9 protein-coding genes are annotated in these 14,733 nt (G+C 38.3%); 8 read left to right on the top strand and 1 reads right to left on the bottom strand.

The window, feature by feature from the left end:
- The first annotated feature begins 1 nt into the window (after position 1).
- The 7 genes from ACQ4KW_RS11850 (at position 2) to ftcD (ending at position 9,799) form a co-directional block, all read left to right on the top strand.
- Positions 2-1,081, top strand: a complete 1,080-nt coding sequence (locus ACQ4KW_RS11850; RefSeq protein WP_430882688.1) for a type IV pilus modification PilV family protein — start codon at positions 2-4, stop codon at positions 1,079-1,081.
- Positions 1,071-3,269, top strand: coding sequence for a DUF2572 family protein (locus ACQ4KW_RS11845; RefSeq protein WP_430882687.1), 2,199 nt, complete (start codon positions 1,071-1,073; stop codon positions 3,267-3,269). Before ACQ4KW_RS11850 ends, ACQ4KW_RS11845 begins: the two co-directional genes overlap by 11 nt.
- A 7-nt stretch (positions 3,270-3,276) precedes the next feature.
- Positions 3,277-4,041, top strand: a complete 765-nt coding sequence (locus ACQ4KW_RS11840) for a prepilin peptidase (RefSeq protein ID WP_430882686.1) — start codon at positions 3,277-3,279, stop codon at positions 4,039-4,041.
- Positions 4,038-4,748 (top strand): EAL domain-containing protein, encoded by a 711-nt coding sequence (locus tag ACQ4KW_RS11835; RefSeq protein ID WP_430882685.1) that lies wholly within the window; start codon positions 4,038-4,040, stop codon positions 4,746-4,748. Before ACQ4KW_RS11840 ends, ACQ4KW_RS11835 begins: the two co-directional genes overlap by 4 nt.
- A gap of 172 nt (positions 4,749-4,920) precedes the next feature.
- Positions 4,921-6,459 carry a histidine ammonia-lyase gene (gene hutH / locus ACQ4KW_RS11830; protein ID WP_430882684.1) on the top strand — a complete coding sequence of 513 codons (1,539 nt, stop codon included), beginning with the start codon at positions 4,921-4,923 and terminating at the stop codon, positions 6,457-6,459.
- A 251-nt stretch (positions 6,460-6,710) separates the two neighbouring features.
- Positions 6,711-8,750: a urocanate hydratase gene (locus tag ACQ4KW_RS11825; protein WP_430882683.1), complete on the top strand. Its 2,040-nt coding sequence runs from the start codon at positions 6,711-6,713 to the stop codon at positions 8,748-8,750.
- 149 nt (positions 8,751-8,899) lie between these two features.
- Positions 8,900-9,799, top strand: a complete 900-nt coding sequence (gene ftcD / locus ACQ4KW_RS11820) for a glutamate formimidoyltransferase (protein ID WP_430882682.1) — start codon at positions 8,900-8,902, stop codon at positions 9,797-9,799.
- Positions 9,800-9,856: 57 nt separating this feature from the next.
- Here the strand turns inward: ftcD and serS are convergent, their stop codons facing one another.
- Entirely contained in the window at positions 9,857-11,143 is a 1,287-nt protein-coding gene (serS, locus tag ACQ4KW_RS11815) for a serine--tRNA ligase (RefSeq protein ID WP_430882681.1), read from the bottom strand.
- Positions 11,144-11,725: 582 nt separating this feature from the next.
- Here serS and ACQ4KW_RS11810 point away from each other — a divergent pair.
- On the top strand, positions 11,726-14,701 hold the full coding sequence (locus tag ACQ4KW_RS11810) for an AAA family ATPase (RefSeq protein ID WP_430882680.1): 2,976 nt from the start codon (positions 11,726-11,728) through the stop codon (positions 14,699-14,701).
- Positions 14,702-14,733 lie beyond the last annotated feature (32 nt).

The raw sequence follows: 14,733 nt of genomic DNA, 5'->3' as shown, positions 1-14,733 counted from the left end.
GATGAAAAAAATTAAGTACGCTTATGCAAAGCGCTGTATTCAGTCAAAAAATGGCTTTACGCTTATAGAAATAATTGTAGCCTTAGCTATTGTTAGCGCTGTATTTAGCGGTATTGTAATGATACTTTTAAATTCTAAAAAATTGGAAGTGCAGGCAAAAGACTTGGATCAACTGAACATGATAGTTGCTTCTTATATTGAAGAAATGAGGTACTCCCCAGATGAGGCCATCACCAGTTTTGAACTTGAATATAAGGGAATGGTTGATGATAAAGAACAATATAGAAAAACAATGTATTTAGATAGCAAAATGGAAAAAGTAAGGCCGGGTAAAGCAACGTATAAGGTTGACATCGAGTTAAATTCGAAAAAACACAAGACGGGTGATTCTTTTTTAATTCCTGAAATACCTTTAAGATATGAAGATTTCAAGATTTATCCAGGGATTAAGAAATATCTTTTGTGGGTTATTCCAAGTGTTACAGGTGTTGATGATCAAGCTTCTGGGGAATACCTTCACCATAATTATGAGATTGTTGTCATTAATGGAATTAACTATAGCGAGTTTGATGATTATTTAGCTGATTGGGGAGCAAAGATAAGTTTAGGTTATCAGGCTTACGAAAAAACCATACCTTCAGAATATATTCGACAAGCTTATTCAAGAGAAGAATCTATAGGCCGACAATCGATAAGACTCTTTCGTGAAATTATGAGAGTTCATGATGTGACCATTCCAAAAGATTTTGCCCAGTATAACGTGGATGAACAAGTGCAAGACGCAATTAATGTAAGGGGTTCAATTCCTCTTAAAATGTGGCTTGATGGGGAACTGGAGGACGGCTCAAAATATACTGTAGATATTGTAAACCAAAACGGAGCGTCACTTGATATTTATGTTATTGGTGATGATGCAGAAAAAGATGTCAGACTCACAGCTCATGAAGGAATATCGAAAACGACCTATATTGAACCGGAAAACGATACAGAACTTCAATATGATTTTAAAATCAAAGTATATAGAATGAAAAACCTAGACCTATTAGTAGACTACGACTCGGGGTACTATTATGCAGATTAAAAAGTTATACAATACGGTATTAAGACAAGTTATTAAGAAGAAAGATGGCGCAAGCCTTGTCACTTCTTTTGTATTGCTATTCATAGTCATCATGGGCATAACAGGAATAATGTACACATCCTTATATTCATATTCATTTTCAAATAAATCAGTAGATTTCAATGAAATGTACTACGAACTAGACGACTATGGTCAGATGCTTGTTCAGGCCTATGACCAAGAACTCTACAAAATTGAACAAAATGTTATAGAGTACATGCAGAGTGAAGGGTATGCACAGGAATCAGTCAATGAATCATTGCTTGATGAAGAGACGCATCAGTTTTTTCATAAGAGATGGAAAGAAGAAGTGTATAGCAAAAGCCAAGTTGCAGGCAGTGGGTCATCAACAAACAGTATTGATCCAGTTAAATATAATGAGTTGCTTGATATATTCTACGAAAAAGCTTTTGAAAAACTGTACTACAATAGAATTTACTATCACAGTGTATACGGAGGCGGTGACAGCATTGCAGCAAAAGCTATCGACGCTGTCATGAAAACCATACCAACAAATCAAGTGAATTCGGTCAACAATCAGTATAATTTTGATATTCAAACGGTTTATGGTAAAAATCATAGTTATGGGATGCTAAACGAGAGCAAAACATGGGAAAGTTTTGAACCAACCGTTAAGGACCTTGGTTTAACTTTAGTGGCCCAGGACAAGGATGCAGGTAAGACACTAGAAATAAAATTAAATATTTTGTGCCCTAAATACGCCTCAACTAAGCGAGAAATTAACATTGAGGCAAAAGTTAATCCTCTAACGGCCTATGGGATCATTTCATCAAAGAAAATCAGTACAACATCAGGAAATAATATTGAAGTTTCTGGCGACATGTATGCATATAAGGGATTAGAAATTAAAACCTCAACAATTGACCATTATGGAAACTTCTATACACCATCTAAACTTTTTTTCAATAATTCAGGAAATAGTTATAGCCGTTATAAGGTTCACAATTATAAAAGCAACTATAAAGGAAAGCTTAAGGGTTTGTTACATGCAAGTGAACATGACAGCTCATCAAAATATAATGATTTTTCAACTGGAAACTACATCGAGTATACCACTTTTAAGAAATTAAACAGCACAAAGCCAATTATCTCTAATGCGCATTTTAAATGGGCATTTGCGCAGGTACTTGAATATAGTCCAGAAAATAAAGCAAGTATGATATTCCCAGATAGCAAGGGTGGTAATGTCTACTGTGCTCAGGTTTCAACAAATAATATGGATGCCAACAATCCAAATATCATATTAGATGGCGGAACGTTCACAAGTAAGACCGATCATACAGCGCCATTAAGCGGTCGGGTTCATATATCGTCATCACCAGCTGAGGATGGAAGTATCGTTTCGGATCTGATTATTGACGATAGGCATTCTAAATCTCAGGATGGTCGGCTCATTTATGACTCATTGAAGATTGTTGAAGATGAGTTCAACCTTCTAAATGATAGGGCTAAAAGAGCTGAAGCGTATTACTTAGGTTGTGGAGAAAACTGTCAAAGTAAAAAAGAATATGATGAAAACCTATACAACCCAAGCTATGTGAAACCAGCACACAAACATGGTTATTACCATTGTCCTTTGAGGAGTGCCCTTGAAAATATTTCGACAGCAGTGAGTGATTTATACTTTGATTCTAAATATAACAATGGCGGCTACCATCTACTTAGGGCTAAGTATGGTCATGTCAAATCAACAGTGTTTGATTCTTTTGAGAACTTTGTAGATGTTTCAAAATTAAGTGAAGTGATTGTAAACGACTATGTTCAAGTTTATGACGACTCCACGAATACATTAGAGTTTGGAAAGAATGGTTTAGGAAATGTGGTGAATGCAATTATCTATTCAAACGGCGACTTAACAATCAAGGGAGATGGCACAATCAATGGTGCTGTAATTGCAGACGGAAACGTGATTATTGATGGTGATGTAACGATAAATCATGCTGAGACTTTGATTTATGATGCCTATATTCATTCTAGTGATCCAGAAGGCAAACTAGCAGAATTTTTAAAAGCAGGTGCGAGTAAAGGTAAAAAAATTCTTGATAAAAATATTACCATTGTAAATGCAAGAGCAAGAACTGTTGTTAATGAAGAAAGATTTGATGTGTATCAATGGATACTTAAGTAGGTGAAGAATGAGCGATTTAGTGATTATATTTATTTTAGGTGCATGCATAGGCTCATTTTTGAACGTATGCATATATAGAATACCACAGAATATTCCTGTGGCCTTATCGAGGTCAAAATGTGGGACTTGTAAAAAAATGTTGCGATTTATAGATATGATTCCAGTTCTCACATTTCTAATGTATAAGGGGAGATGTGCCTATTGTAAATCAAAATTTTCCAGTCGTTATATGATGATAGAACTTTTAACAGCTTTCATGTTTATGTTTGCTTTTGTACACGCATCATCAATATCTGATTTTTTAATTGGATCATTTCTACTGAGCATATTTATAGTTATTGTCTTTATTGATATAGATTATATGATAATCCCAAACAGATTAGTTTTACTGGTAATTATGGTTGGCATAGTGAATATTTGGCTTGGAAATATATCGTTTATAGACAGCTTATACGGGATTTTAACTGCCCTTGGAATAATAATATCCATTTATGTGTTAGGGGGAATCGTTTATAAGCGGCTAGATGTTTTGGGAATGGGTGATGTAAAACTATCTATTGCTCTTGGGATGGTTCTAGGTGTTAAAGGGCTGATTGTGATGATGTACGTGGCGATTGTATCATGTGGCTTGCTCGGTATATATTTAATAGTAAAAAAACAAGCGAAGGAAAAGAAAGTTCCCTTTGGCCCATTCATAATACTCGGTGCTTTCATTGCCTATTATTATGGAGATCAAATATTAAAGACATGGTTAGAGGGAGGGATGTTTTGAATTGTTGTGATTGGGATGTTCATTATCAAAATATTGTGGACATCAAAAGTGGAAAAACAAAATTTTATGAAGCTCTACTTCGAGTGAAAAATAGGGAGATTGAACCATTTATCCGTGAGCTAGAGATGAATGGCAGTATAGCTGATGTAACAGAATTTATGCTTTTAAGATCGGCCGATTTTTTAAGAAGTCTAAGTGAAGATATTTCTTTGACAATTAATATATCTCCCTTGGAACTAGATATTGAAAACTATTCTAGTCGTTTAATAAAGATTATTAAAAGTCAAAAGCTTGATGCTAGTAGGTTGGTATTTGAAATTACTGAATCAAGACAAATGGTAAATTCATTTCATGCGAAAAGAAATATGGATGCTTTAAAAGCAATAGGTATTCGCTTTGCAATGGACGACTTTGGTATGGGGTATTCTAATATACTCCTACTAGCTTCTTATCCATTTGACTATGTGAAAATGGATAAGTGTTTTTTAAATGATATTCTCGTGAACAATAAAAAACAGTATATTTTACAAAATATTCTATGTATGTTAGAAGGACTTGGTATATCAACAATAGTAGAAGGTGTGGAAGGGTGTTTCGAGTATAAATTACTAAAAAACTTCAGTGTGGATTATGTGCAAGGCTATTATCTAGGAAAGCCTATGCCCCTATTAACTTGTAGTTACAAAAATAAATCATTTGTCATCTAATGAAAGCATCTTCGTGAATTTACGGAGATGTTTTTGTCATTTTTCAGAAAACGTCAACAAATTTATAAAAGTTCTAAAAACATAGACGTTTTACAGACGAAGACTTGATAGAATGATTTTGACAAAAAAACGAAATGTGGAAAATCGTTGAAATATGATAGGGGGAACCAAAATGAATAAAGTAATTCTAGATGGCCTTTCACTTACGCTACAAGATGTGGCTGACGTAGCAAGAAAGGGATATAAAGTAGAACTTGACCCAAAAGCAGTAGAAAGAGTGAAAGCAAGTCGTAAAATCGTAGACAAGTTTGTGGATGAAGGCAAGGTTGTATATGGAATTACAACAGGTTTTGGCAAGTTTTCTGACACTGTGATTTCTAAAGAAGACACGGCTGAACTTCAGCGTAATCTGATTATCTCACATGCTTGCGGTGTGGGTAAACCATTTAGCGAAGAAGTGACAAGAGCTATAATGCTTCTTCGTATCAATAACCTTGTTAAGGGATACTCAGGGGCTAGACTTTCTACAATTGAAACGCTACTAGCTATGCTTAATGAAGGTGTTCATCCAGTTATTCCTGAAAAAGGTTCTCTGGGCGCGTCTGGTGACCTTGCACCACTTTCACACATGGTACTCCCTCTTATTGGAGAAGGGGAAGCTATGTATAAGGGTGAAGAGCTTCCTGGTAGAGAAGCTATGAAGAAAGCGGGTTTGACGCCAATTGAATTGACATCTAAAGAAGGTCTGTCTCTTATCAATGGCACACAAGTCATGACAGCTGTTGGTGCACTGACAGTTTATGATGCTCAAAAGCTTATGAAACTTTCAGATATGTCTGCATCTTTAACAATCGAAGCCCTAAGAGGGATCACAGATGCATTTGATCCTAGAATTCATGCCATTCGTCCTCACAAGGGCCAAATGGATACTGCGGCAAATCTACTTCATATTCTTGAAGGCAGTGAAAGAACGACACGCCAAGGCGAAATTAGAGTACAAGATGCATACTCACTTCGTTGTATTCCACAAATTCATGGTGGAAGCAAGGATACAATTGAGTATGTTGCAAATAAAGTACTTATCGAAATTAATGCGGTTACAGACAACCCAATTATCATTCCAGAAGATGAGTCTGTTTTCTCAGGCGGAAACTTCCACGGTCAGCCAATGGCACTGCCATTTGACTTCCTGGGTATAGCTCTTGCAGAAATTGCCAATGAAGCAGAAAGACGTATTGAGAGAATGGTTAACCCGGCTCTTAGTGGTCTACCAGCATTCCTTACACCTAAAGGTGGCCTTCACAACGGTTTTATGATTGCACAATATGCAGCGGCAGCACTGGTTTCTGAAAACAAGGTTTTGGCTCATCCTGCATCTGTGGATTCTATTCCATCAAGTGCTAACCAAGAAGATCACGTTTCAATGGGAACAATTGCGGCTCGTAAGGCTAAAGAAATTTATGAAAATGTAACCAATGTGCTTGCTATTGAGCTTATGTGTGCTGCACAGGCCATCGACTTAGATCCAAATGGAAAAATGGCAAAAGGCACTCAAGTTGTTTATGACCAGGTTCGTGGAAAAATCGACTCATTCATGGAAGACCGTGAAACATACCGTGATATGAAGAAAATGTATGACCTGATTCAGACGCATGACATCGTTGAAGCGGTTGAAGCGGCTATTGGTCCGGTTGAAGGAAAAAAGAACTAATCGAAGTGAATTATTAAGTGAGCGATTTGTAAAATATCACTCAAATGTCCCCACCATGCCATAAATATAGATATTTAAGAATCAAAAATTCTATATATGGTATGACGAGGACGCAAATGGGTAATTTTGCAAGCGCCAGAAGTATATAAATAATGCATCCAGTGGTCTGAGGTGTTTGTGTTTGACTAAACATAGCTGATCGCTAAAGACTTCTGGATGCAACTGAAAATAGTAATGGAGAGGTGAAAAACATGATTAGTAATCAAGCAATATCTGAAGCAATGACGATCAAACTTGATAACGTGTTGCCTGAATACCCTGAGTTTAAGGAAGGCATTCGTCGTGCCCCTAAAAGAGAGTTTACATTAACACAAAAGCAGACTGAAACAGCTTTGAAAAATGCACTACGATATGTACCAGAAGCGTTTCATGATATTATGGCACCGGAGTTTATGGAAGAACTTATGGAACATGGTCGTATTTACGGATACAGATACCGTCCAGAGGGCCAAATAAAAGCCAAGCCTATTGAAGAATATAAAGGCATCACAGAAGCTAAAGGGATTCAAGTTATGATTGACAACAATCTTGACTTTGATATAGCCCTGTATCCATATGAGCTTGTAACGTATGGTGAAACAGGTCGTGTGTGCCAAAACTGGATGCAGTACAGACTGATAAAAAAATATCTTGAAGTTATGACACAAGACCAAACACTTGTTATTATGAGTGGTCATCCTCTAGGTCTATTCCATTCATCACCCGAAGCGCCACGTGTACTTATTACAAATGGTCTTATGATTGGTATGTATGACAATCCAGAAGATTGGAACAAGGCAGCTGCAATGGGTGTATCAAATTATGGCCAAATGACTGCTGGTGGCTGGATGTACATTGGTCCACAGGGCATTGTACATGGAACATTCAACACAGTTCTTAACGCTGGTCGTCTGAAGTACGGCATCAGTGGTGATCAAGATTTAGGTGGATTCCTATACGTAACATCTGGTCTTGGTGGTATGTCTGGTGCACAAGGCAAAGCGGTTAAGATTGCCAATGGTGTTGGTATTATTGCTGAAGTGGATAAGTCAAGAATTGAAACAAGATATGAGCAGGGCTGGGTGGATTCATGGACAGCTGATCCTAAAGAAGCCTTTGCTGAAGCCAACAAGTACATGGACAAGGGCGAAGGTCGTGCCATTGCATTCTATGGCAATGTGGTTGACCTGCTACAATACGCGGTTGACAACGATGTTCAGATTCACCTGCTTTCTGACCAGACATCTTGTCACGTTCCTTATGATGGTGGCTACTGTCCACAAGGTCTATCATTTGATGAGCGTACAGAGCTTCTAGCAAAAGACAAGAAAAAATTCATTGAACTTGTTAATGAGTCATTAAAGAAACACTATGAACTTGTAAAAGCGCTTACAGAAAAAGGATCTTACTTCTTTGATTATGGTAATGCCTTTATGAAAGCCATTTATGATGCAGGTCAATCTGAAATCTGTAAGAATGGCAAAGATGAATCAGAAGGCTTTATCTGGCCATCATATGTAGAAGACATTATGGGTCCTATGCTGTTCGATTACGGATATGGTCCTTTCCGCTGGGTATGCCTATCTGGAAAGAAGGAAGACCTTCTTAAAACAGATGCTGCAGCTATGTCGTGCATCGATCCAGACAGACGCCCGCAAGATAGAGACAACTACGTTTGGGTTCGCGATGCTGATTCAAATGGTCTTGTTGTTGGTTCTCAGGCGCGTATCCTATACCAGGATGCTCTAGGTCGAATGAACATTGCTCTGAAATTTAATGAAATGGTTCGAAAAGGTGAAATTGGTCCTGTTATGCTGGGCCGTGACCACCATGATACTGGCGGTACAGATTCGCCATTCCGTGAGACATCAAACATCTATGATGGTTCTAATATGACTTCAGAAATGGCAACACAATGTTTTGCGGGCAATGCGGCACGTGGTATGACAATGGTAGCCCTTCATAATGGTGGCGGCGTTGGTATCAGTAAGTCTATCAATGGTGGTTTCGGTATGGTTCTTGACGGCTCAGAGCGTGTGGATCGCATTCTTCGTCGCGCAGTTCCTTGGGACACTATGGTGGGTGTATCTCGTCGTAACTGGGCTAGAAATGAACATGCCATTGAAACATCAATGGAATATAACCAAATCTATGACGGATCTGATCATATTACAATTCCGTATGTGGCAAATGAAGATCTTGTTGGTGGACTTGTGGAAGATGCATTTAAGAAGTACGGGTTAAAGAAGTAGTGTGGTTTAACCACAAATAGATTTAAACCTATAAAGTGGTATGCTAGACTTATAATGGTAAGACAATTTGTAAATCAACCTTTGGAAACAGGAACTTACACATGATCTATGTGTGAGTTCCTTCATGTAAAACTCGGGAGGAAATTCTAATGCAAACTATCGTACAATGCGTCCCAAATTTCTCAGAAGGTAGAGACAAGGACAAAATTGAAAAGATTATTGACAACTTTAGAGGCAAAGACGGCGTAAAGCTTCTTGACTACAGCAGTGACGAAGACCATAATAGAACGGTTGTTACACTTGTAGGCGAGCCACAAGCTCTGAAGGCTGTAATTGTTGAAGCTATGGGCACTGCATCAGAAGTTATTGACATGACAAAACATGAAGGTCAGCACCCTAGAATGGGCGCGACAGATGTTGTACCATTTATTCCAATCAAGAACTTTACAATGGATGAAGCTGTAGAGCTTGCAAAAGAGACAGCTCAGGCAGTCTATGACAAACTTCAAATTCCAGTTTTCCTTTATGAAAAAGCTGCTTCTGCAACACATAGACAAAATCTTTCAAAACTGCGCAAGGGTCAATTTGAAGGTATGGCTGAAAAGGTTAAAGAAGACCAGTGGAAGCCAGATTTTGGTACTGACATTCATCCAACTGCTGGTATTACGGCAATTGGAGCTAGAATGCCACTTGTAGCATTTAATGTTATTCTGGACACAAACAATCTAGACACAGCCAATGCAATTGCTAAGCGTGTGCGTCATTTAAGTGGTGGCCTAAGATACTGTAAGGGTATTGGTATCGCTATGGAAGACCGTAATCTTACACAGGTATCTATGAATATGACTGATTTCACAAGAACGCCTCTGTATAGAGCATTTGAACTTATCCGCATTGAAGCAAAACGTTACGGCGTCAATGTCATTGGTTCAGAAGTCATCGGTCTGCTTCCAATGGAGGCTATGATTCAAACGGCTGAATACTACCTAGGTGTTGAAGACTTCTCAATGAACCAAGTTCTTGAAAAGCGCATTATGGACATCGAATAAAATACAATACACATTAAAAGGGGTGGTCCACCAATTTGGTAGACCACCCTTAATTTATTACTTGTTTGGGGTCAATAGTCCCTTGCCGCCCATGTAGGGTCTAAGAACTTCAGGAATGTTAACTGAGCCATCTTCATTTAAGTTGTTTTCAAGGAATGCAATCAGCATTCTTGGGGGTGCAAGAACTGTGTTGTTTAGAGTGTGCACAAAACCTTTACCGCTATCACCTTTACGGCGAATCTTCAGACGCCTTGCTTGGGCATCGCCCAGATTAGAACAGCTACCAACTTCAAAATATTTTCCCTGTCTAGGGGACCAAGCTTCCACATCAACAGATTTTACTTTAAGGTCGGCTAAATCGCCAGAACAACACTCTAGAGTTCGCACTGGAACATCAAGAGATCTGAAAATATCAACGGTGGATTGCCAGAGAACGTCGTACCATTTTTTGCTTTCTTCTGGCATGCAGACAACGATCATTTCCTGCTTTTCAAATTGATGAATTCGATAAACACCGCGTTCTTCAATGCCGTGGGCGCCTTTTTCTTTTCTAAAGCATGGTGAATAACTTGTGAGTGTATGAGGTAAAGTTTCTTCTTGAACAATGGTATCAATATATTTTCCAATCATTGAGTGTTCACTTGTACCAATCAGGTATAGATCTTCTCCCTCGACTTTATACATCATGGCATCCATTTCGGCAAAACTCATTACACCTTGAACCACTTCGCTCCGAATCATATATGGGGGAATGCAGTAAGTGAAGCCCTTATCGATCATAAAATCCCTTGCATAAGAAAGCAGGGCGCTATGGAGTCTTGCAATGTCTCCCATGAGGTAGTAAAAACCACTGCCAGCCACTTTTGCAGCGCTTTCAAGATCCACACCTGAAAATGACTTCATCAAGTCAATGTGATAGGGCACTTCAAAGTCTGGTACCAGAGGTTCTCCGAATTTTTCTATTTCCACATTTTCTGTATCGTCTTTACCAATAGGGACTGTATCGTCAATGATGTTTGGAATTTTCATCATAATTGCTGTGACTTTCTCATCGAGCTCTTTTCTGTCCAGTTCAAGTTGAGCAAGTGTTTCAGCATTTTTTGCAACTTGATTCTTAATGTCTTGGGCTTCTTCTTTTTGACCCTGACCCATTAGTTTGCCAATTTGCTTAGACAAAGTGTTTCGACTTGCACGAAGATCATCCACCTTTGCGATTGTCTCTCGTCGCTTTACATCAAGTTCAAGGACTTTGTCAACAAGTTGAACTTTATCATGCTGGAACTTCTTTTTCATGTTCTCTTTAACTAGGTCAGGGTTCTCTCTTACCAATTTAATATCAATCATTTTTAGACTCCTCTCATGCTGAAATAATAAAAAAACTCTTTAATCCCTAATATATGGGACGAAAGAGTTCCGCGTTGCCACCCAAATTGTCATAAGACCACTTGATTATACTTTATAGGGTATAAACCTTGCCAGCTCAGAAAGTGGAAGGACTGATCGTTACACTGATTTTCACCGGTCATCAGCTCTCTAAAGAAACTTGCAGTCGTATTTTTCATCTATGCTGGTTATTATGTAGTTCAAAACAGCTCATATGTAAGCATTTGATTGACTAAATTATACAGGGTGAATGGCCGATTGACAATACTTCTTTTGCAATTATCAGAAAATTCTTGAAGGCTGTTTGACTTCCTCTTTGCCTTATCAAGACATTATGAATGAATTTTGATAAGAGTCTATAGATAAAAGTGAAAATGAGGGCTTTTGAAAGGTTACACGATAGATTTTAAGAGAATATGCAATGCCTGACTGAGAAAAGCGTCAATGGAAAACTAGAAGTGAATATATTGGGTCGAAATCATTGACGTTTTTTGAAAACTGCCTCATACTAGACTATAGAACACTATTTAGGGGGTGGATGTTTTGAAGGTCAAATTAAAACTATTTGGAGTCCCGAAGATTATACTTAATGAAGAAGCCGTAGAATTTCCATTTAAAAAAGCTGAAGCCATATTCTTTTATCTTGCCATTCAAAAAAGAGTCACAAGGGACGAACTTGTAAACTTGTTTTGGAGCGAATTGAATGAGGGCACGGCCAAGAAAAATTTAAGAAACGCCTTGTATCAAATTAAGAAGACCCTTGGGGAAGAGGTGCTATACACCCCCAAGCGTTCAATTGTTGAAATTTCCAGTCAAGTTGACTTAAAAATAGATGTAAGCGACCTATTAGACAAAGAGAATCTCGAAATCTATACAGGCCCTTTTTTACAAGGCTACAACGTAAAGAATGCTGAAAATTTCGAAGACTGGATATTGGGCTATAGAGAGTTTTGTCGTGAGCGATTCACAGAAATGGCTTATGATCAAGTTGAAGATGGCGCTTCAGAAAATGTGGGGGACATCATTCGAATTATGTCCATTGTCATAAAGGTTGACCCCTATGACGAAAGAGCCTATAGGATTATTATGCAAGCCTATTCTGATTCTGGTCATATGAACAAGGCCTTTAAAATATTTCAGTCATTAAAAACCCTTCTCAATGAAGATTTGGGGGTCGAGCCAGATGTAGAGACCAAAAGGGTCTTTGAAAGGCTGGCTATGCAGAGGGAAGAGGAAGCAGAAAATAAAGCTTCGACAGAGATGTATGGTCGTAAACAAGAAATGAACCAGCTCCTAAAGGTTGTTAAAAACTTTAAGAACAATTTGAAATTCAAATCTATCCTTGTCGAAGGGGAAGCCGGTATAGGCAAGACGACCCTCAAGCAGTCATTTGTTGAACATGTCGAAAAAGAAAATTTTCAGACCATACAAGTGGTTTGCTATCAGTCAGAGTCACATTTTTACTTAAAACCTTGGCATGCAGTCATGGAGCAGTTACTCGAGCTCTCAACGAAAGAAGGCATTGTATGGCCACCAAACTGGAAACGAGAGCTTGTTCGAGTCTTCCCATCATTTGCGACAGCTTTTGATGAAGTGCTTGACGAAAATGAAATAAGTCAGAGCCTGCAAGTTCATTTACTGGAAGACATCATTCAGGGCTTATTTGAAATGTTGTCAGCCAAGGGTAAAATTGTTTTGGTTGTTGATGATATTCAGTGGATGGATGAAATGAGCCTTTCCATATTGACGAACCTTCTTTTACAATACGGTCGAGACAAGGTGCTATTTGTCGGGCTTTCAAGGAGTGGAGCTTCGAATAAGGTCAGACGAATGAAAGCCACGCTTTTAAGGGGTGGCAATGTTGATGTGGTTTATCTTTCAAGATTTAGCAAAGCTGACATTAAGGGGTTTTTGGAGACAATTGAACCAGGTTTAAACGATGATCAGATTTTAAAGAATATATTTGAACAGACTGAGGGCAATCCCTTCTTTATAAAAGAGTATGTGTATGCCCTTAAGAAAAGTGAAGACGTGAATATGACGCCTGCCATGAGAAGCATCATTGAAGGACGATTTAATGACTTATCCGAAGAAGCGTCAAAGTTACTTGATCTTGTAGCGTGCTTTACTGACAAAATTGAGTTTGGCGCACTGGGGGCAGTCAGTGGAAAAGATGATTTGGTCCTTCTTGAAAGTTTGGAAGAACTTCAGAACAGCTATATACTCATTGAAGGGGAGGAAGAGGGACAGTTTGTCTTCTCCCACCACAAGTTGCGTGAATATATATATGACAATATGAATGTGACAAAGCGAAAAATTCTACATTTGAAGGTTGCTGAGTGGTTTGCCTTACACTCCGATGAAAAGGGATACGAACGGGCCATATACCACTATAGAAAAGCTGAAGAGTTCATTAAGGCCATGAAGTACCATTTGATTTATATTGAGGGTTTTTTGAATTTTGAGCATGAACTCTATCCAGTTATAGATTTAAATGTTGAATCAAAAACTGTGCGCTTAGTTGACAACAATAGGGTTATGACTTGGTTTAAAGAGGCTGAAAATGATTTAGACGGTTTAAAAAGAAGCAATAAGAATCCAAAAGAAGTGGATCGTTTAATCATGAGGTTGCTGCTTATGCAGGGGCGTTATTATATTCGTGAGGGACATTATGAGGCGGGGCGAAAAGCCATTGATGAGCTTATACAAATCACCGGTGTCTATAGAGAGTATGACTTCATGTTAAAAGGTATTAGACAGCTAATTAATTATGCGGTACAGACCTATGACGAGAAACTCATGATGCAGTGGATAAAAAAGGCCTTAAATATACTAGAGGTTTATAATGATCAGGAAGAAGAAGCGATGATAAAAAGGCTTAAAGGTCTGGCCATGATCATGATGCATCGATATGATGAGGCAGAGTTGCTTTTGAAGGATGCCATTAAGATTTTCAAATCCATTGACGACCGCAGAGGACGTTACAGGCTTAATATTGCAGCGTGTCACAATTATTTAGGCGATTTGCATCGCATACAGAAAAAATATGAAGATGCCATGAAAAGTTATGAACTTGCCATTGAAATTAGTGAGCTATCAGGTGTTTCCAGATGTACGTCAATATTTTTGACCAATGCAGGGCAAACTGCCTATGAATCAGGTCATCAGAATGAAGCCATTTCATACTTTGAAGAAGCTATAAGACAGTTTGAAGTGTATGGTACAGTTTGGAAGCGAGCCATAGCAGAGGGGTATATGGCTCTTATTAAGCTAAGTGCAGATAAGATTGAAGAGGCATATGACCACTTGGAGTTGTCTAGCATGTACTCCAATAAGCTTATGAACCCTTATTCCCTTGGAATATTCAACAAAATGCGTGCAGAGTTTAAGAAAAAGGCAGTGGAAAAGAACATTCACGACTTGCCCGAAATCATTGCAGACATACCTGAGGTTTATATGAGAGTGGCTCAAGAGCACTTTAGGAAATCCCGTTCAGAATTTGAAATGAATCTTCTGTGAGAAAGACCTTGAAGGATGGTATATATAGCTTA

The organism is Tianxiuia mixotrophica (assembly GCF_050596425.1).
In the GTDB taxonomy this organism is placed as follows: domain Bacteria; phylum Bacillota; class Clostridia; order Peptostreptococcales; family Acidaminobacteraceae.
Note: the sequence above shows the minus strand (reverse complement) of the source record. Positions and strands in the feature narration are given on the sequence as shown.